We start from the raw sequence: 19,265 nt of genomic DNA, 5'->3' as shown, positions 1-19,265 counted from the left end.
CGTCGCCGTGTTCAGCAGGCGGAGGACGGTTCGTCGTAGCCGGGCGGCCCGCACGGCCCGTCCACGGCGCACGCGGAATCCGGCGGTTCGCCGCCGGCGAAGCGTCCGACGGCTTCGGCGAACGTCCGCAGGTGCTCGGGCGCCACGTGGGCGAGCAGGTGGCGGCGGACGCTGGCCAGGTGGGTGGGCCAGGCCGTCTCGAGCCTCGTGAGGCCGGCGTCGGTGAGGACGGCCGACCAGCCGCGGCCGTCGTCACAGGCGCGGACGCGCTCGACCGCCGCGGTGCCCTCGAGGCGCGACACGATCCGGGAGACGCCGCTCAGTGACAGCGTGCACCGGGCGGCCAGTTCGGTCATGCGCAGGCGCCGGTCGGGGGCCTCCGACAGGTGCCTCAGCACCGTGTACTCGCTGAGCGAGATGCCCTGCTCCCGCAGCAACTCGGCGTCGAATACCCGCGGAACCGTCAGGATCGCCCGGCCGAAGGCGCGCACGAACGCCTCTTCCGCCGGATCCAGCGGCACGGGCGCCTCGTTCTCCACAGCGGTATCGTACTGCTCCCAGAAGGTTGCTTGACAAAGCAAATACTTCGAGATTTAGTTGAAGCGGCAAGCAACACCCCCCTCAGCAGGAGACCAGCGACATGACCCGAATCGGGATCATCCTTGGCAGCACCCGCCCCAACCGCAACGGCGAGCAGGTCGCCCGGTGGGTGCTCGACATCGCGTCCCGGCGCGAGGACGCCGAGTACGAGATCGTGGATCTCCGCGACTATCCGCTGCCCCACCTCGACGAGGCGATCCCCGCGTCGGCCGGGCAGTACCAGAACGACCACACCAAGGAGTGGGCGGCGAAGATCGCGTCCTACGACGGCTACGTGTTCGTCACTCCGGAGTACAACCACAGCACGTCCGGCGTGCTGAAGAACGCGATCGACTACCTGTACGCCGAGTGGAACAACAAGGCCGCCGGCGTGGTGTCGTACGGCGGGGTGGGTGGCGCCCGCGCCGCCGAGCACCTGCGGCTCATCCTCGGCGAACTGCAGATCGCCGACGTCCGGCAGCAGGTCGCGATCTCGATCCTGAACGAGTTCGAGAACTTCAGCGTGTTCAAGCCGACCCCGTTCCTGGTCGACGCGCTGAACACCCTGCTCGACCAGGTCGTGGCCTGGAGCAACGCGCTCGAGACCGTCCGCAAGCCGGCCGCGACCGTCGCCTGATCCACCCGTGGGCGCAGTCCGGTGGCCTACCCGCCGCCGGGCTGCGGACGAGCGGCGCGCTTCACCGCGGCCAGCGCGTCCTCGCGGAACGTGTGCGCCGAGGCCGTGTGCCCGGCCAGGGCCTGGAGTTCCGTGCCGGCCCGGATCGCAGCCCTCGCTCCCCAGACGTCGAACGCCCGGTGCACCGAGCGTTTGTTGAGCTGGGTCAGGTCGGTCGGCACCGACGCCACCCGCGCGGCGATCCGGAGGACCGACGCCTCCAGTGACTCCGCCGGGTAGGCGCGGTTCGCGAAGCCGATCCGCGCGGCCTCGTCGCCGTCGATCGGATCTCCGGTGAGCATGAGCTCCATCGCGCGGCGGAGGCCCAGCAGCACGGTGTGGTACTGCCAGTCCGGTGGGCTCGCCACCCGCACGACCGGGTAGCTGATCTTCGCGTCCGAGGCCACGTACACCAGGTCGCACGCGGACGCGAGCTCGGTCGCCCCGGCGATCGCGTACCCGTGGATCTGGGCGATCACCGGCTTCGCCAGGTCCCAGACGCTGAACCAGGTGTCGTTCGCCTGCCGGGCCCACTGGCCGTCGCCCGGCGCGGCCGTGGCCCCGTCGAGCAGCGACGACGACAGGTCGTAGCCGGACGAGAAGCACGGCCCGGCGCCGCGGAGGATCGTCACCCGCACGCCCGGGTCGCGATCACCTTCCCGGAGCGTCTCGAGCAGCGAATCCAGCAACGCGGCCGAGAGCGCGTTGCGCTTCTCCGGGCGGTTCAGCGTGATCCTCCGGACGCCGTCCGCCGGCGTGTCGGTCCTCAGGTCGCTCATGCCAGCTCCGCCATCAACTCGAGCTCCTCCGTCCCGCGTACGTCGACGATCACCCCGGTCACCCCCTCCGGCGCGAACCCGGAGGCCCACCGCTGCCGGATCCGCGCCGGTGACCCCACCAGCGCCGACTGCTCCAGGTACTCGTCCGGGATCGCGGCCGCGGCCTCGGCCTTCCGGCCGGAACGCCACAGCGCGACGATCCGGTCGGCCTCGGTGGCGAACCCTCGCCGGGCCATCGCGTCCCGGTGGTAGTTGTGCGTCTCGCTGCCCATGGCGCCCACGTACATCGCGGTCAGCGGCCGCATCGCGTCCAGCGTTGCCCGCACGTCGTCGGTGATCCGGACGGTGGCCCCGAGGAACACGTCGAAGTCGTCGCGGTCGCGCATGGGCTCCGGCACCGACGAGAACCCCATCGGGAGCCATCCGTCGGCGACCTCCGCCGCCAGCGCGGTGTTCCGCGGTCCGCCGGAGGCGAGCCACACCGGGATCCGTGCCACCGGATGCAGGATCGACGTCAACGGCTTGCCCTGCCCCAGCGCCCCCGGCCCGGCGTACGGCAGCGAGAGCTCCGGCCCCGAGTACGACACCGGCCCGGCCCGGTCCAGCACCTGACGCACGATCGCGACGTAGTCGCGCAGCCGCGCCGCCGGCCGCCCCCACGGCTGCCCGTACCAGCCTTCGACGGTCTGCGGCCCGGACACCCCGATCCCGAGGATCACCCGCCCGCCGCCGGCCAGCGCGTCGATCGTCATCGCCTGCATCGCGAGCGTCGCCGGGGGACGGGCGGCCAGTTGTGCGACCGCGGTGCCGAGCGTGATCCGCGACGTCGACGCGGCCAGGTACGCCAGCGGCGTCAACGCGTCGGCGCCGTACGCCTCCGCGGTCCAGACGGAGTGGTATCCGAGTTCCTCCGCCCGCTGCACCAGCGAGACCGGCACGGCGAGCGAGGACGACCGGTACAGGTTCAGCCGCAACCCGAGTTTCACGGCAGCACCCCCTCCCATCCGGACGGTCCCGGTGACGGCCGGCGGGCCAGCGACAACCCGGCCAGCAGCGCGTTGCGCAGCTCCCGCGGATCGACGACGTCGTCGTACGCGAGGCCCGCGGCCCCGGTGAGCGACGCCCTGGCCTGCTCGGCCGCGACCCGCGCCCGTTCCTCCTCCGAGGCCAGAGCGCTCGCGGCCGACGACGCCGGCAGCGCACCGAGCGTGATCGACGGGAACGCCAGCGACAACGTCTGACCGTCGAACGGGTTCATCGCCATCACCGACGACCCGAACCCGAACGCCTTGCGCAGCGTCACGTGCAGCTTCGGCACCCGGAGCCGGTGCTGGACGGCATACAGCCGGGCCGCGTGGCGCAGGATCCCGGCCCGCTCGGCCGCACTGCCCGCCAGCACCCCCGGGTTGTCGGCCAAGAACACGCACGGCAGCCCGAACGCGCCGGCGACCTGCAGGAAGTGCGCCCCTTTGTCGGCCGCGGCGCTGTCGATCGTCCCGGCCCGGACGCTCGGGTCGTTGGCCACGATCGCCACGCTGCGGCCGCCGAGGAACGCCAGCGCGCACACGAGCGACGATCCGAAGTCCGGCTGCACGTCCAGCAGATGCCCGTCGTCCACCAATTCGGTGAGGACCGGACCGATCCGATACGGACGCCGGGGATCCGGCGGAATCAGCGACAGCAGTTCGACGCGCCGGGGGCCGACGTCGGACCCCGGACGAACCGGCGGCGAGTCCCAGGCCGACGACGGGAAGTGCCCGAGATACCGGCGCGCCAGCGCCACCGCTTCCTTGTCGTCGGGCACGACGTTGTGCACCACCCCGGCGGTGGCCGCCGCCACCGGAGGCCCGCCGAGCTCCTCCTTGGTGATCACCTCACCGGTGGCCGAGCGCACCAGCGGCGGCCCGGCCGCGAAGATCGACGCCGTCCCGGTCATCACCGCGAAGTCGGCCAGCGGTGCGTACAGCGCGCCGTGCCCGGCCGACGCCCCGAGCACCAGCACGACCACCGGCACCTGCCCGGACAGCTCCACCAGCGCGCCCAGATCGCCCGGCCGACGGCCCGGACGCTCGGCGGCGACCCGGTGGCCGGCGCCCTCCAGCAGCACCACCAGCGGCACCCGCTCCTGCCGGGCGAGCTGGCACAGCCGGTACCGCTTGTCCGAGGACGACGCCCCGATCGAGCCGCCCAGCACGGTCACGTCCTCGGCTCCGGCGAGCACCGGCCGCCCGTCCACCCGGCCGAACCCGGCCACGAACCCGTCGGCGTTCACCGGCGGGTCCTCGAGCGCGCCCATCAGCGCGCCGAGCTCGGTGAACGTGCCCCGGTCGAAGAGCGCGAGGAGCCGTTCGCGTGCGTTCAGGCGGCCGCGGGAGGCCTGCCGGGCGAGCCGCTCCGGCCCGCCCATCCCGGCGGCGGCGGCCTTCCGGCGGGCGATCTCCTCCAGCGCGGGCCCCCAGCCGGCGAGCTCATCCGGCAAGGGATCGCTCCAACTCGCGCTTCAGCAGCTTCCCGGTCGCCGAATACGGCAGCGCGTCGACGAACCGGACGTGCGCGGGCACCTTGTACGGAGCCAGCGTGGCCCCGGCCCAGTCGCGGATCTCCGCCGCCGAGAGCCCCGGCGCGACCACCGCCGCCAGCACCTCCTGGCCCAGCTCGTCGTGCGGCACCCCGATGACGGCCGCGTCGAGCACCCCCGGGTGCTCGGACAGGCGGTTCTCGATCTCGATCGGGTAGATGTTCTCGCCGCCGCGGATGATCATGTCTCGCAGCCGCGACTCGAGCTGCAGCATCCCGCCGACGATCCGCCCGTAGTCGCCGGTGCGGTACCAGCCGTCGGCGCCGAGCACGGACGCGGTCGCGGCCGGGTCGCCCCAGTAGCCGAGGAACCCGCTCGGGCACCGGATCGCGATCTCGCCGACCTCGCCGGGCGCGGTGACGTCCAGCACCCGCACGTCCGACGTCGGCGTCGCGTACCCGATCGACTGCGGGTTGGCGACCAGGAGTTCACCGGCGATGTTCGTGCCCTGCCCGCAGGTCTCGCTCATCCCGAACCCCATCGCGGGCCGGGCGTTCGGGATCACCGACCCGAGCAGCGCGGCCAGCTCCGACGACATCGGGGCCCCGCCGAACCCGATCGTGCGCAGCGAGCTGACGTCGTACCGGTCCAGCGCCGGGTGGCGCAGCAGCCGGATCAGCTGGGTCGGTACCCCGGACCACTGCGTCACCCCGTACCGGGCGGTCAGCGCGAGGTGCACCAGCGGGTCCCAGCGCCCGCGGGGCGGGAACACCATCGTCATGCCGTTGAACGGGCCTCCGGCCAGCAGCGGGCCGAGGCCGGAGATGTGGAAGAACGGGCTCACGACCAGCGCGATCGGCGGGGAGGCCGGGGCCACGCGCTGGTTCAGCATCGCGTCGGCGGCGCCGCGGAACTGGGAGTCCTGGGCGAAGTTGACCAGACCGCGGTGGGTGATCGTGGCACCCTTCGGCCGTCCGGTGGTGCCGCTGGTGAACAGGATCGCTACCGGGTCGTCCTCGGCGAGCTCCGGGTCGAGCGGAGCGGCGGAGGTCCCGAGCTGCTGGAACAGCTCCGCGAACGTGACGGTCGGCAGCTGCGCGCCGAGCCCGCCGGCCGCTCCGGAGGCGTCGGCCAAGCGGTCGAGCTGCCGCGGTTCGCCTACCAGTACCGTCGGGGCCGCCAGGGTCAGGCCGTGGCGCATCTCCGGGCCGGTCCACCAGCCGTTCAGGCCGGCGCTGATCGCGCCGAGCCAGGCCACCGCCCACAGCGTCAGCGCGTACTCCGGGCTGTTGGGCCCGACGAGCGCGACCCGGTCGCCCCGCCGGACCCCGTACACGTCCCGCAGGACGGCGGCCACCGCCGGGATCCGGCCGACGGTCTCCCGGTAGGTCAGCTGCCGGTCCCCGAACACCAGATACGGACGATCGGAGTGGTGCTCGGCGGCCGCCAGCAGCAGCGCGGGCAGGTGCGCGGGCCGGTGGGCGAACACCGTCATCGCGATCCCGCGCACGTCTTCGCGCGCGAGCTGGTACGGGCTGCCGGGCCCGGTCAACGCGGATCTCAGCTCTGCCGGGAGCCGATCGAGATCGTTGGAGAGCAGCGCCATTGCTGGTCCTTCCGAGGGGTGCGGGGAGGACTAGGGTTATCGACAGTATTGAAATCTAAGTCTATTTTCAACCGAGAAACCACGGCACGAAGGAGCGGCATGGCCATCGCGTTGACCGAGGAGCAGCAGGAACTGGCCGCCGCGGTGGAGGGCTTCGTGTCCCGCTATGCGCCGCCGACGCGCGTCCGCGCCGATCTCGACTCCTCCGCCGCCGGCGAGCGCCCCGACCATTGGCGGGTACTGGTCGCGCAGGGTCTGCACGCGGTGCACCTGCCGGAGCGGCACGGCGGTCAGGGCGGCAGTCTCGGCGACCTCGCCGTCGTACTGGACGCGGTGGGCCGCGGCCTGCTGCCGGGCCCGTTCGTGCCGACCGTGCTGACGTCGGCCGTCGTCTCGCGTGCGCCGGAGAGCCCGGCCCGGACGCAGTTGCTCGACCTCCTCGGCGCCGGGGCGATGGCCGCACTCGTCGCGCCGGGGGCGAACCTCACCGCGACCCCGTCCGCCGCCGGCTGGGTGCTGGGCGGGCAGTCCGCGCCGGTTCTCGGCCTGCTCGCCGCCGACCTCCTGGTGGTGGGGGCCGAGACCGCCACCGGCACGGTCTGGCTCCGGCTAGACCCGGCCGCCGACGGCGTCGAGCGGGTCGCCGAGGAGGGGGTCGACCTCACTCGCGACATCGGACGCCTGTACCTCGACGAGGTGGTGGTCGCGGCCGCCGACGAACTCGGCGACCTCGAGGACGTCCGGTTCACGGTGACCGCGCTGGCCGCCGCCGAGGCCGCCGGGGTGATGTCCTGGTGCGTGCGGTCGGTGGTGGAGTACGCGCTGGTCCGCGAGCAGTTCGGACGCCAGATCGGCTCGTTCCAGGCGGTCAAGCACAAGATCGCCCGGCTGTTCGTGGCGTCCGAACTCGCCGCGGCGTCGGCCTGGGACGCCGTCCGCAGCCTCGACCAGGACGCCGGCCAGCAGAGCCTCGCGGTCGGCGGCGCCGCGGTCGTCGCACTCGGGCGCGCGGTCGACGCCTGCCTCGAGGCCGTGACGCTGTTCGGCGGCATCGGTTTCACCTGGGAGCACGACGTCCACCTCTACTGGCGTCGCGCGATGAGCCTGGCCGCACTGACCGGGCCGACCGGCACCTGGCAGGCCGAACTCGGCGAAGCCGCGATCGACGGGCGCCGTTCGGCCGACGTGGCCGCGCTCGCCGAGGACGACCCGGAGTTCCGCCGCGCGACCGGCGCCACGATCGACACCGCGCTGGAACTGCCCGAAGACGGCAACGCCCGCCGCACGTTCCTGGCCGACGCCGGCCTGATCTCCCCGCACTGGCCGAAGCCGTACGGTCTCGGAGCCACGCCCGCCCAGCAACTCGCGATCGCCGACGAGTTCGCCCGGCGCGCGTTCGTCCCACCGTCCACGGTGATCGGGGAGTGGGCGATGCCGACGATCCTCGCCCACGGCACCCCGGAGCAGGCCGAGCGCTTCGCCCGGCCGACGCTGCGCGGCGAACTCGTCTGGTGCCAGCTCTTCAGCGAGCCCGGTGCCGGGTCCGACCTGGCCGGCCTGGCGACGAAAGCGGTCAAGGTCGACGGCGGCTGGCGGCTCGACGGGCAGAAGGTGTGGAACTCCGGTGCCCACCAGGCCGACTGGGGCATCTGCCTGGCCCGCACCGACCCGGCGGCTCCCAAGCACCGGGGCATCAGCTACTTCCTCGTCGACATGCGCTCGGACGGCGTCGACGTGCGGCCGCTGCGCCAGGCGACGGGTGCGTCGGAATTCAACGAGGTGTTCCTGACCGGGGTGTTCGTCCCGGACGACTGCCTGGTCGGCGCGCCCGGCGACGGGTGGCGGCTGACGATGACGACGCTCGGCAACGAGCGGACGTCGATCTCCTCGACGCTCGGCAGCCGCGACGAGGAACCGCTCCGCGACCTGATCCGGAAGAACCTGTACGGCGGTAGCCGGACCGACGCGGTCACGGCGCTGGGGCGGGTCGCCGCGTACGGAACCGCGCTCGGCGCGCTGACGCTCCGGGAGACGCTGCGCCGGCTGGCCGGGCAGCAACCCGGCGCCGGGGCCAGCGTCGCCAAGGTGGCGAGCGCCCAGCTCCACCGGGACGCCGCCGACCTCACGTTCGCCCTCGGCGGGCCGGAGGCGGCCGTGCGCGGCGGCGGCCCGGCGGACGTCGCCCGGCTGGAGCTCGGCGCCCCGGCCCAGCTGATCGGCGGCGGCACGGTCGAAATCCAGCTCAACGTCATCGCCGAGCGAGTTCTGCGGCTGCCGCGCGGCTGACCCGCCGGAACCCCGGCGTGCCACGAGTAGAAGGAGACTCCGAGTACCGTTCATCCGGTAGTTCCGACCAAAGGGCGGTTCAGTGGCCGAACAGACTCACGGCGGGATCTCGGTGGAGGGCATGCCCGCCTGGCAGCTCGCGCGCCGCGAGAAGATCGTCCTGGCCGGTCTGCACCTCCTCGAGCAGCAGGAATACGACCGTATCCAGATCCGTGACGTGGCCGCCGAGGCCGGGGTCGCGCTCGGCACGCTCTACCGGTACTTCTCGTCCAAGGAGCACCTCTACGCGGCCGTGCTGATGGACTGGTCGGCGCTCGGCAAGCCGGTCGAGCGACGCCGGAAGCGGGGTACCGCCGAGCAGCACCTCCGGTCGCGGATCCGCGGCATCATCAAGGCGTTCGAGCGGCAGCCGCAGTTCTACAAGGTCCAGGTGTTGTTGCAGAGCAGCACCGACCCGAACGCGAAGACGCTGCTCAACGACTTCGGCGAGGCCGCGCAGGTGAGCCTGGTGACGGAGTTCGCGGCGCTCGGTCCCGAGCGCGCCGAGGACGCGGCGACGATGATGTGGGCGATCATCTCGTCGATGCTCACCCAGGCGATCTACCACGGCGTGAGCATGGACGAGGTGTACCGCATCGCCGACAGCTTCCTCGACCTACTCGCCCCCGACCTCGGGTAGCGCCACGACCCGGGTCAGATAGCACCGCAGTTTGGCCTCGTTCGACGTCCGGTCGGTGTCGTACATCAGCAGCGACAGCAACCAGCGCACGAGCGTCTCGGCGATCTCGTCGAGGTGCGGTTCCAGCCGCGGGTCGTAGTCGACGATCGGCGCCAGGATCGAGCGTGTGAGCGCCAGTGCCTCCTCGGTGAGCTGCTGGTTCACCGCCCAGGGGTCGGTGCGGGCGTGGCTGATCGGGTAGAACGCGGGCTCCTTGCGGAACTCGCGCCGCGCGACGACCAGCGCCTCGACCGCGAATTCGGCGGCGGTGCGGGCCCGGCGCCTGGCCGAGGCCACCACCCGGCCGGCGACGTCGGCGGCCGTTCGCTCCATCGCCGCGGCGATCAGCGCGTCGCGGGTCTCGAAGTACGCGTAGACGGTCGGCCGGGAGACGCCGGCGTGCAGTGCGATCGCGCTGATCGAGGCCCGCTCGAAGCCACGCTGCCGGATGCAGGTGACGGCCGCGTCGATGATCGTCTCCGGCGGCCCCGCGGCCCGGCCGGCCCCGCCCGCACGTGCTCCGCTCACGGCGCGCTCCGCCCCCGGAGCGCGCCGTGAGCGGTCAGAGTGATGCACCGTGCGGCGCGCTCGGGGCGAACGTCACCGGCAGACCCTCGTACCCGCTGACGAACGAGGCCGGGCGCAGTTCCGGCTCGTCCGGCGTGGCCAGCGACAGGTCGGGCAGCCGGTCGAGCAGCGCGGTGAAGATCGACGTCAGCTCCAGCCGGGCCAGCGAGTTGCCCAGGCAGAAGTGCGCACCGACCCCGAACGCGAGGTGGTTGTTCGGGGTGCGGGTGAGGTCGAAATGGAACGGGTCGTCGAACACGTCCGCGTCGCGGTTGGCGCTCGGGTACAGCAACAGCAGCTTCTGGCCCGCACGCAGCTGCTTGCCCCGGAACTCCACGTCCCTGGTCACGGTGCGGGCCATGTTCCGGATCGGGCTGACCCAGCGCAGCATCTCCTCGATCGCCGACGGGAGCAGCGAGCGGTCGGCGCGCAGCCGCTCCCATTGGGCGCGGTCGTTCAACAGCTGGTAGAGGCCACCGGTGATCACGTGCCGGGTCGTCTCGTCGCCGCCGATCAGCAGCAGCAGCGAGTCGAAGTAGAGCGTCTCGTCGTCGAGGCCCTCGCCGTCCTCCTCGGCGCGGACCAGGACGCCGATCAGGTCGTCGCCGCCGTTCTCCCGCCGGTCGGCCAGGACGCCGTTGAAGTACTCGCCGTACTCCGCGGCCGCGACGAACATCTTCTCCTGCAGGGCCGTGTCGTTCGGCGTGCCCTGGCCCCGCATCATGTCGTCGGACCAGCGCAGCAGGCTCTGGTACTGGTCGCTCTTCACCCCGAGCTGGTCGCCGATGACGATCAGCGGCAGCCAGGCGGCCAGGTCCCAGACGAAGTCGCACTCCCCGCGCTCGCAGACCCGGTCGATCAGCGCGTGGGCGATCTGGTCGATCCGGGCCTGCTGGCCGGCGACCCGTCTCGGCGTGAAGCCCTTGCTGACCAGCCGCCGGCGACGCAGGTGGGCCGGGTCGTCCAGGTCGATCATCATCGGCGTCGCGCCCTGGTCGGGACGGATGCCCCCGGCGTTGGAGAACAGCTCCGGGTGCAGCGACACCTCCCGGACGTCGCGGTACCGGGTGATACCCCAGATCTGGCCGTGCGGGTCCCAGTACACCGGGTCGTTCTCGCGCAGCCAGGTGAGCGCGGAGTGCGGGTCGGCGCCCCAGAAGGCGCCGACCGTCAGCTGCGGCTGATCAACCGTGGTCAAGGTCAATCACCCCGCGGATGTTCACCCCGGCGTGCATGTCCTTGTAGCCCTCGTTGATCGTGTCGAGCGTGTACCGGTTGGTGATCATCTCGTCGAGCATCAGCTGACCGGACTGGTAGAGCCGGAGCAGCGTCGGGATCTCCTTGCGGCCGTTCGCCGCGCCGAACAGCGTCCCGCGCAGTTCCTTCTGCCAGATCGTCAGCTCGAACAGCGACATCGTGACCTGGGTGTCTTCCATCGGGGACACCGCCGTGACCACGACCCGGCCGCCCTTGGAGACCAGCGACATCAGGCCGGCGATCTCGTCGCCCCGGCCGACACCGACCGTGTAGATCGCCGCGTCGGCCAGCATGCCGTCGGGAGTGATCTCCTTGAGCAGCTCGACCGCCTCGGCGACGCCGGCGGCGGTGTGCGTGGCCCCGAACTTCTTCGCCTGCTCGCGCTTGAACTCGACCGGGTCGATCGCGAGGATCTGCTCCGCCCCGGCGATCCGGGCGCCCTGGACCGCCGCCGCGCCGACCCCGCCGATGCCGACGACCACGACGGTCTCGCCCGGCTGCACCTTCGCGGTGTTCACGGCCGAGCCGTAGCCGGTCGTGACCCCGCAGCCGACGAGCGCCGCGGCGTCCAGCGGGATGTCGTCCGGGATCTTCACCAGCGAGTGCTCGTTCATCACCGCGTACTGGCTGAACGTCGAGAGGAAGCACATCGTGAAGATGTCCTGGCCACGGGCGTGCAGCCGGGTGGTGCCGTCCAGGCCGATGCCCATCATCAGCGTGCCGCCGACGTCGCAGAGGTTCGAGCGGCCCTGTGCGCACCAGCGGCACTGCCCGCAGGCCGGGATGAACATCGGCACCACGTGGTCGCCCGGCTTCAGCGCGGTGACGCCCGCACCGACCTCCTCGACGATGCCCGCGCCCTCGTGGCCACCGATCATCGGCAGGATCGTCGGCATGTCCCCGGTGACCGCGTGGTCGTCGGAGTGGCACATGCCGGTGTGGATCAGCTTGACGAGTACCTCGCCGGCCTTCGGGGGGTCGAGGTCGACCTCTTCCACGCTCCAGGGCTGGTTGCGGTCCCACAGCACCGCTGCTTTGGTCTTCATCAGGCGCTCCAACCGCTCGGCAGGTTGACGGACTGGTACTCGATGTACGCGGCGAGCCCTTCGGGCCCGAGCTCCCGGCCCAGGCCGGATTCCTTGAATCCGCCGAACGGCGCGCAGTTCTCCAACATGAACGTGTTGACGTTGAACGTGCCGGTCCGGACGCGACGGGCGACGTCGAGCCCGGCGTCGGGATCGGCCGTCCACACCGAACCCGAGAGGCCGTACCGGGAGTCGTTGGCGATCTTCACCGCGTCGTCGACGTCGCCGTAGGGGATCACCGACAGGACCGGGCCGAAGATCTCCTCCTGCGCGATCGTCATCGAGTTGTCGACGTCGCTGAAGACGGTCGGCTCGACGTACCAGCCGCGGTCGAAGCCCTTCGGCCGCCCGCCGCCGAGCGCCACCGTGGCGCCTTCCTTCTTGCCGGCCGCGAGGTAGCCCTCGACCCGGTCGCGCTGGGCCGAGCTGACCAGCGGCCCGATGTGCGTCTCCTCGGCCAGCGGGTCGCCGACGACCTGCGCGGCCACCTGCTCGACCACGGCGTCCACGATCTCGCGGTAGCGGTCGCGGGGCGCGAGGATGCGGGTCTGCGCGACGCAGGCCTGCCCGTTGTTCATCAGCCCGACGTTGATGACCTGCGGCAGCGCGGTCGCGAGGTCGACGTCGGGAAGAAGGACGGCGGCGGACTTGCCGCCGAGCTCCAGCGTCACCCGGCGGAGGTTCTCGCCGCAGAGGCTCGCGATCCGCCGGCCGGCGGCGGTGCTGCCGGTGAAGCTGACCTTGTCGATGCCCGGGTGGGTCACCAGGTACTCGCCGACCGTGCGGTCGGCAGGCACGATGTTGACGACCCCGGCCGGGAGGCCGGCCGCCTCGATCGCCTCGCCCAGCATCTGCCCGGAGATCGGGCTCGCCGGCGCCGGCTTGAGGACGACCGTGCAGCCCGCGGCCAGCGCCGGGGCGAGCTTGAGCATGCTGACGTAGAGCGGGACGTTCCACGGCACGATCGCCGCGGCCACGCCGACCGGCGCGCGCCGCACGACGGTCGGGCCGAGCAGACCGGGGCGGGTCTCTTCCCAGGCCGTCTCGCGGGTCAGACCGGCGTAGAAGTCGAGCGCCATCGTGGCCGCGAGCACCTGGCCCATCCGCGAGAACTGCAGCGGAGACCCCATCTCGGTGCTGATCGTCCGGGCGAAGTCTTCCAGCTTCTCGTTGATGATCCCGGACAGCCGGGCCATCGCGTCCGCCCGCTCGTCCGGGGCCATCCGCGGCCAGGGGCCCTCGTCGAACGCCTTCCGGGCGGCCGCGACGGCCGCGTCCACGTCCGCCTTCGAGGCTTCCGGCACGCGTCCGACGACTTCTTCGGACGCGGGGGAGACGACGTCGAACACGGTGTCGTCGGCGGGAGCGACCCACGCGCCCCCGATGAACAACGAGTCGTACGTGAGCATCGGTGCTCCTTAGTTGACGAGCCGGGCCGCGCCGGCCCAGTACTGGGCGCGGAGGGCCTTCTTGTCGGACTTGCCGACGGGGGTGAGGGGTAACGACTCCGCGACGTCGACCGACTTGGGCGCGTGGATCGGGCCCTTGGCCTCGCGGACCAGCGCGATCAGTTCCTGCTGCACCGCGTCGTCGATCGTGGCGCCCGGGCGGGGCACGACGACGGCCTTGACCGCCTCGCCCCACTTCTCGTCCGGGACGCCGATCACCGCGGCCGCGGAGACGTCGGGGTGCGTGGTGAGCACGTCCTCGATCTCGCGGGGGAACACGTTGAAGCCGCCGGACACGATCATGTCCTTGGTCCGGTCGACGATCGTCCAGTAGCCGTCGTCGTCCTCGCGGGCGATGTCGCCGGTGTGCAGCCAGCCGCCGCGGAACGCCTCTTCGGTCTGTTCGGGCAGATCGTGGTACCCGGCCATGACCAGCGGGCCCTGCACGCAGATCTCGCCGGGTTCACCCCGCGGCACCGGCTCGCAGTTCTCGTCCAGCAGCGCGGCGCGGACCCAGGGCACCGGACGCCCGCAGGTGGCGAGCTTGTCGGGCGTGTGCTCCTCCTTGCGGAGCACGGTGATCGTCATCGGTGCCTCGTTCTGCCCGTAGAACTGGAAGAACACCGGGCCGAACCGGTCGATGGCCTGCTGCAGCCGGGCCGGCGAGGCTGCCGAAGCGCCGTAGAAGATCGTGTCCAGGCTGGACGTGTCGGTCGTCGCCAGATCGGGGTGGTCGAGGATCGCGTAGAGCATCGCCGGCACGATCATCGTCGCGGTGATGCGGTGCTTCTCGACCGCCTCGAGCCACCCACCGGGCGTGAAGCCGGGCAGCACGACGAACGACCCGCCGCGCATCAGCACCGGGATCGTGAACGCGGCGGCCGCGTGCGAGAGCGGTGCGGCGATCAGGAACCGGATGTCGTCGGGCCACTGCCACTCGGCCATCTGGATGCGGGTCAGCTCGGCGCCGCCGCGGTACGTGCTGAGCACGCCCTTCGGCCGTCCGGTCGTGCCGCCGGTGAACGACATCGACGACAGCGACTCGGAGTCGACCTTCGGCGGCTCCAGCGGGCCCGGCGTGTACTGCGCGGCCAGCGCGATCAGGTCTTCACCCAGCCGGGACGGGCCGAGCGAGAGGAGCCGGCGCAGCCGGGGTGCCCTCTCGGCGACGGCCGCCACGTGCTCCTCGAGCGCCGGGTCGAACACCAGCGTGTCGATCTCGGCGTTCTCCAGGACGTACGCGTGGTCGTCGGCCGAGCCCAGCGGGTGCAGCGGGGTACCGCGGCAGCCGGTCATCATCGACGCCCCGGTCGCGAACAGCACCTCGGGCTTGTTCCGGGACAGGACCGAGATCCCGTCGCCGGGGCCGAGGCCGACCGCCCGGTACACCTGGGCCCAGGTGCTGATCGCCTCGCGGTAGCCGCGATAGGTGATCGTCGTGCCGTCGACGAACACGGCCGGACGATCGTCGTAACGGGACAGTGCGTGGACCAACAGGTCCGGCATCAGGGGCGGGGTATGCAACATCGTCGTCGACATGGATCGCCTCGCCGTAGCAGGGGAGCGAGCCGTAGCAGATTTACACATCTCTTCCCGACTGACAAGAGAGAGCGGCGGTAGAACGTGTTCTCATAAGCAGTCCTTCAGAAGTCTGAATCATCATTCATTTCCGGCGTACGGTGTACCGCATGACCAGAGTTCCGGAACGCGTCCGGGTGTCCCGGCGTCGCCGCCGGGACGTTCGCGCCCGGTCGGCGGCCCGGTCGCCGGCGTGGCACGTGGTCGACATCGCTCCGGGGATGTGCCGCGCCGAACTGGCCGAACGGCTCGATGTGGGTGGGTCACTCGTGACCCGGCGGCCCCGCGGCCCGGCCTCGGTCCGTCCTCGGCCGGTCGGAGGGCGCCCTGGCCGTCGTCCGGACGCCGTGCGGGGCGCGGAGGATCCCCGGGTTCCGGCGCATTCCGTGCCGTTGGTGACCCCCGAGAACGAGTTCTACCGGACGGCGCCCGGCGGACCGCACGCCGCACGTCGAGGGCGGCCGCGCGGCGGTGGCGGCCGCGGTGGCGCCGGGCTGGGCCGTCACGTGCTTTCGCGCACCGGACGGCCCGGCCGGCGACGCACACGGCGCTGCTCCGTGCGGGGCCCAGAACCGCTCGATGTCGTCATCGGGGTCTCAGCCTGCAGTCGAGGTCGAGTACCGCGGTGAATCAACGTTCAGAAAGGACGCGCCGATGACCTCGACCGACCGCGGGCGGCCCGAAATCGCGCTCGACGTGCACGGGCCCGAGTTCCGGGACGCCAACTACGCGATCTACGACGACCTGCGTGAGCGCTGCCCGGTCGCCTGGTCGACCGAGAACGGCGGGTTCTGGCTGCTGACCGACTACGACTCGACGCTCGAGGCCACTCGCGACGACGCGCTGTTCACGTCCACGCCGGGGACGAACATCCCGTTCGGCGCGGGGGACGGCGACATCGGGCCGGCCACGGTGCTGCCGCCGATCCACACCGACCCGCCACTCACCGGTGCGATGCGCCGGCTCGTCGTCCGGTTCCTCTCGCTGGCCCGGGCCGTGGAGCTGGAGCCGCAGATCCGCGCGATCGCCGACGAGCTGATCGACGAGTTCATCGAGGACGGTCACGCCGACCTGGTCACGCAGCTGACGACACCGCTGCCCGCGCGCGTCGTCCTGCGCCTGCTCGGTTTCGCCGAGTCGAACTGGCCCGAGTGGGTCCTGGTGATCCACACGTTCATCCACGGCGACGAGTACGGCATGACCCGCGCGCAGGCGACCGAGCGCGTCACCACGCTGATCTTCGACGAGCTCAGTGCCCGCGAACAGCGGAACGCACCGGCCGACGACCTCGTCGGATCGATCCTCGACGGCACGGTCGAGGGCCGGCCGCTGACGATCGAGGAGCAGTTCGGCTACCTCCTGCTGCTGCTCTTCGGCGGCATGGACACGACCAGTGGCCTCGCCGGCAACTCGCTGCTCCGGATGATCGAGCGCCCCGAGCTGCGGCAGCGGCTGATCGAGCGGCCGGAGCTGATGCGGTCGGCGACCGAGGAGTTCCTGCGGCACGGCACCCCGACGCAGGGCCTGGCCCGCACGATCAGCCGCGACACCGACTGGCGTGGCGTCCGGCTGGCCGAGGGAGACCGGGTCCTGCTGGCCTGGGCCGCGGCGAACCGCGACCCGAACGTGTTCGAGTGCCCGGCCGACGTCGATCTCGAGCGCGCGCCGAACCGGCACCTGGCGTTCGGGGTCGGACAGCACCGCTGCCTGGGCTCCAACCTGGCCCGGGTGATGTTCCGGGTGATGATCGAACGGATCCTGGCCCGGTTACCCGACTTCGTGCCGGACGGCGAGGCGACCCGGTTCGCCGACGCGTCCGCGGTGTACGCGCTGAAGGAGCTACCGGTGCGGTTCACGCCGGGGGTGCCGCGACGATGATGGCACAATCGCCGGATGGACAGCCTCCGGGAGCAGCGCCGCGCGCAGCGGGTCGCGGCGAGCCGCGAGCAGATCCTGGACGTCGCCGAGGACCTGTTCGGCGACCACGGTTACCGGGCGACGAGTCTGCAGCTGGTCGCGGATCGGGCCGGGTTCTCGGTGGGTGCGCTGTACCAGTTCTTCCGCGGCAAGGAGGAACTGCTGCGCGGCGTGATGGAACGCCGGGGCCGGGTCCAGCTGGCCGAGATGCGGATCGCCTCGGCCGGCGGGCTACTGCCGCTGGTGGAGACGGTCGTGGCGTTCCACCGCCGGTACCCGGCGTTCGGGCGGTTGTCGGCGCGCGTGTACTCACCCGGGTCGGACGCACCGGCCGGGTACGACGCACACGAGGCCAACTACCGCACGGCGATGGATCTGTACGCCACCGCGATCCGGCAGGGGCAGGAGGCCGGTCGCGTCCGGAGCGGGGATCCGCGGGCGCTCGCGCGGCTGCTGTCCGGAATGGTCACCGCGTTCCACCGGGTCGACGCGTCGCTGGGGCAGCCGGGGCCGACGCTCACCGACGACGTGTTCCGGCAGATCGTGACGCGGGCGTTCGCGGCGTGACGTCACCGTCGCCCCGGGAGCGGCGCCGGGCGCTGCGCGTCGCCACCTCCCGCGAGCAGATCCTGGACGTCGCCGAGGACCTGTTCGGCCACCAGGGCTACCGGGCGACGAGCCTGCAGCAGGTCGCGGATCGGGCCGAGTTCTCGGTGGGTGCGCTGTACCAGTTCTTCAGCGGGAAGGAGGAGCTGCTCCGGGCGGTGATGTTCCGGCGCGGCGGTGAGCTGATCGAGCGGATGCGCGCCGCGATCGACCCGGCGTCGGCCGGGGTCGCCAACCTGGTCGCGCTGGTCGCGGCGATCAGCGGGTACTTCGCGCGGTTCCCGGCGTACGGGCTGCTCACCGTCCGGCTGGCGTCGCCGGGGGAGGACGCGCCCAGCGACCTCGGGCCCACCGGCGAGGGCTTCGCCGGGGCGATGGCGCTCTTCGCCGACGTGCTCCGGGCCGGCCAGGCCGCCGGCGACGTCCGCGACGGCGATCCCGCCGCCCTGTCCCAGCTCGCGTCCAGCATGATGACGGCCCACCTCCAGGACCCGGCGGGCCTGCCGGCGCCCGAGTTCGCGCGGATCCTCACCGCCGCCTTCGCGGCGTAGACCGACGAATCTCCGTGCGCGCCGCGCACGCGGAGAACTAGTCTCGGATTCTCCTTCTAGTGGAGGTGCGATGAAGCTCTCCCTCGGCCTTCCCCCGTCGCCGCGGATCGTCGAGTACGCGCGCGCCGCCGAGGAACTCGGGTACCACCGGGTCTGGGTGTTCGACTCGCCGGCGCTCTACGGCGACCTCTGGATCGCGCTCGCCCGGATCGCCGAGGGCACCGGCCGGGTCGGGTTCGGCGCCGGCGTCGCGGTGCCGAGCCTCCGGCACCCGATGGTGACCGCGTCCGCGATCGCGACCGTCGAAGACCTCGCCCCGGGGCGGCTGACCACCGCGTTCGGCACCGGCTTCACCGCCAGGCGGACGCTCGGGCAGAAGGCGATGCGCTGGGCCGACCTCGCCACGTACGTCCGTCAGGTCCGCACTCTCCTCGACGGTGGCGTCGTCGAGATCGACGGCAAGCCGTGCCAGCTGCTGCACCCCGACGGCTGGGCGCCACCGCGTCCGATCGCGACGCCGCTCTGGGCGGCGCCCGGCGGCCCGAAGGGTTTCGCGGCCGCGAGGCAGCTCGGGGTCGACGGTGTGATGCTGATGCTGCCGCCGAACCGCCCGGTCGCCGGCTGGGCCGAGACCGCGCTGCTGGTCAGCGGAACCGTGGTCCGCCCGGGCGAGGACGACACCAGCGAACGGTTGATCCGGGCCGCCGGTCCCTGGTTCGCGACGATGTACCACGGGATCTGGGAGATGTTCCCCGAGGCCCTCGACGGCGTTCCCGGGGGGCCGGAGTGGCGGTCGGCGATGGAGGCGGCGCGTCCGGAGGACGAGCGGCACCTGGCGGTGCACGAGGGCCACGGCATGCTCCTGACCGACCGCGACCGGGCCGCGATCGCCGAGGCCGGCCCGATGATTCTCTCCAGCGGCTGGACCGGCGACCGGGACGCGATCCAGGCCCGCCTCGCCGACGCGGCGACGAACGCCATCACCGAGGTCGTGTTCGCCGCCTCGGGTCCGGACGTGCTCGGCGAGATCACCGCGTTCGCCGAGGCGGGGCGGCCCGCGGCGTCGGCGTGGCGAAACGAGAGCCCCACCTGAC

Annotated in this window: 17 protein-coding genes; 7 read left to right on the top strand and 10 right to left on the bottom strand. The window is 72.1% G+C overall.

Features of this window, described 5'->3' with window-relative positions; genetic code table 11:
• Window positions 1–11: 11 nt before the first annotated feature.
• Window positions 12–539: a MarR family winged helix-turn-helix transcriptional regulator gene (locus tag ACIBZJ_RS03020; protein ID WP_395924842.1), complete on the bottom strand. Its 528-nt coding sequence runs from the start codon at window positions 537–539 to the stop codon at window positions 12–14.
• Window positions 540–640: 101 nt separating this feature from the next.
• Here ACIBZJ_RS03020 and ACIBZJ_RS03015 point away from each other — a divergent pair, with 101 nt between their 5' ends.
• On the top strand, window positions 641–1,216 hold the full coding sequence (locus ACIBZJ_RS03015; RefSeq protein ID WP_395924840.1) for an NADPH-dependent FMN reductase: 576 nt from the start codon (window positions 641–643) through the stop codon (window positions 1,214–1,216).
• Between the two features lie 26 nt (window positions 1,217–1,242).
• On the opposite strand, the gene ACIBZJ_RS03010 is transcribed toward ACIBZJ_RS03015, so the two are convergent.
• Genes ACIBZJ_RS03010 through ACIBZJ_RS02995 form a run of 4 tightly spaced genes read right to left on the bottom strand, consistent with a single transcriptional unit; the run spans window position 1,243 to window position 6,158 of the window.
• Window positions 1,243–2,034, bottom strand: coding sequence for an enoyl-CoA hydratase-related protein (locus ACIBZJ_RS03010; RefSeq protein ID WP_395924838.1), 792 nt, complete (start codon window positions 2,032–2,034; stop codon window positions 1,243–1,245).
• Window positions 2,031–3,020, bottom strand: a complete 990-nt coding sequence (locus tag ACIBZJ_RS03005) for an LLM class flavin-dependent oxidoreductase (protein ID WP_395924835.1) — start codon at window positions 3,018–3,020, stop codon at window positions 2,031–2,033. Before ACIBZJ_RS03005 ends, ACIBZJ_RS03010 begins: the two co-directional genes overlap by 4 nt.
• On the bottom strand, window positions 3,017–4,513 hold the full coding sequence (locus tag ACIBZJ_RS03000; protein ID WP_395924833.1) for an acyl-CoA carboxylase subunit beta: 1,497 nt from the start codon (window positions 4,511–4,513) through the stop codon (window positions 3,017–3,019). The genes ACIBZJ_RS03005 and ACIBZJ_RS03000 overlap by 4 nt, the downstream gene beginning before the upstream one ends.
• Window positions 4,503–6,158 carry a class I adenylate-forming enzyme family protein gene (locus ACIBZJ_RS02995; RefSeq protein WP_395924831.1) on the bottom strand — a complete coding sequence of 552 codons (1,656 nt, stop codon included), beginning with the start codon at window positions 6,156–6,158 and terminating at the stop codon, window positions 4,503–4,505. Before ACIBZJ_RS02995 ends, ACIBZJ_RS03000 begins: the two co-directional genes overlap by 11 nt.
• Before the next feature lie 99 nt (window positions 6,159–6,257).
• On the opposite strand from ACIBZJ_RS02995, the gene ACIBZJ_RS02990 reads away from it, so the two are divergent.
• Both ACIBZJ_RS02990 and ACIBZJ_RS02985 read left to right on the top strand, forming a co-directional pair.
• The gene (locus ACIBZJ_RS02990; protein ID WP_395924829.1) at window positions 6,258–8,444 is read left to right on the top strand and encodes an acyl-CoA dehydrogenase; all 2,187 of its coding nucleotides are present in this window, start codon (window positions 6,258–6,260) and stop codon (window positions 8,442–8,444) included.
• Between the two features lie 82 nt (window positions 8,445–8,526).
• Window positions 8,527–9,123 carry a TetR/AcrR family transcriptional regulator gene (locus ACIBZJ_RS02985; RefSeq protein WP_395924827.1) on the top strand — a complete coding sequence of 199 codons (597 nt, stop codon included), beginning with the start codon at window positions 8,527–8,529 and terminating at the stop codon, window positions 9,121–9,123.
• Here the strand turns inward: ACIBZJ_RS02985 and ACIBZJ_RS02980 are convergent.
• From ACIBZJ_RS02980 to ACIBZJ_RS02960, 5 genes are read right to left on the bottom strand one after another with little or no spacing between them, the layout of a single operon-like run.
• A complete protein-coding gene (locus tag ACIBZJ_RS02980; protein ID WP_395924825.1) occupies window positions 9,100–9,690 on the bottom strand; it encodes a TetR/AcrR family transcriptional regulator in 591 nt (196 codons plus the stop codon). The genes ACIBZJ_RS02985 and ACIBZJ_RS02980 overlap by 24 nt on opposite strands.
• A gap of 34 nt (window positions 9,691–9,724) precedes the next feature.
• Window positions 9,725–10,933: a cytochrome P450 gene (locus ACIBZJ_RS02975; protein WP_395924823.1), complete on the bottom strand. Its 1,209-nt coding sequence runs from the start codon at window positions 10,931–10,933 to the stop codon at window positions 9,725–9,727.
• Entirely contained in the window at window positions 10,914–12,032 is a 1,119-nt protein-coding gene (locus ACIBZJ_RS02970) for an NDMA-dependent alcohol dehydrogenase (RefSeq protein ID WP_395924821.1), read from the bottom strand. Before ACIBZJ_RS02970 ends, ACIBZJ_RS02975 begins: the two co-directional genes overlap by 20 nt.
• Entirely contained in the window at window positions 12,032–13,480 is a 1,449-nt protein-coding gene (locus ACIBZJ_RS02965) for an aldehyde dehydrogenase (RefSeq protein WP_395924819.1), read from the bottom strand. Before ACIBZJ_RS02965 ends, ACIBZJ_RS02970 begins: the two co-directional genes overlap by 1 nt.
• Window positions 13,481–13,489: 9 nt before the next feature.
• Window positions 13,490–15,025 carry an AMP-binding protein gene (locus tag ACIBZJ_RS02960; RefSeq protein ID WP_395924817.1) on the bottom strand — a complete coding sequence of 512 codons (1,536 nt, stop codon included), beginning with the start codon at window positions 15,023–15,025 and terminating at the stop codon, window positions 13,490–13,492.
• 726 nt (window positions 15,026–15,751) lie between these two features.
• Between ACIBZJ_RS02960 and ACIBZJ_RS02955 the strand changes: the two genes are divergently transcribed.
• From ACIBZJ_RS02955 to ACIBZJ_RS02940, 4 genes are all read left to right on the top strand, one after another.
• The gene (locus tag ACIBZJ_RS02955; protein WP_395924815.1) at window positions 15,752–16,975 is read left to right on the top strand and encodes a cytochrome P450; all 1,224 of its coding nucleotides are present in this window, start codon (window positions 15,752–15,754) and stop codon (window positions 16,973–16,975) included.
• 15 nt (window positions 16,976–16,990) lie between these two features.
• The gene (locus ACIBZJ_RS02950; RefSeq protein WP_395924813.1) at window positions 16,991–17,581 is read left to right on the top strand and encodes a TetR/AcrR family transcriptional regulator; all 591 of its coding nucleotides are present in this window, start codon (window positions 16,991–16,993) and stop codon (window positions 17,579–17,581) included.
• On the top strand, window positions 17,578–18,171 hold the full coding sequence (locus ACIBZJ_RS02945; RefSeq protein WP_395924811.1) for a TetR/AcrR family transcriptional regulator: 594 nt from the start codon (window positions 17,578–17,580) through the stop codon (window positions 18,169–18,171). Before ACIBZJ_RS02950 ends, ACIBZJ_RS02945 begins: the two co-directional genes overlap by 4 nt.
• Window positions 18,172–18,241: 70 nt before the next feature.
• Window positions 18,242–19,264: an LLM class flavin-dependent oxidoreductase gene (locus ACIBZJ_RS02940; protein ID WP_395924809.1), complete on the top strand. Its 1,023-nt coding sequence runs from the start codon at window positions 18,242–18,244 to the stop codon at window positions 19,262–19,264.
• Window position 19,265: the final 1 nt, after the last annotated feature.

Source organism: Cryptosporangium sp. NPDC051539 (assembly GCF_044454545.1).
GTDB lineage: Bacteria > Actinomycetota > Actinomycetes > Mycobacteriales > Cryptosporangiaceae > Cryptosporangium.
This window is presented reverse-complemented; position numbering and strand designations above follow the sequence as displayed.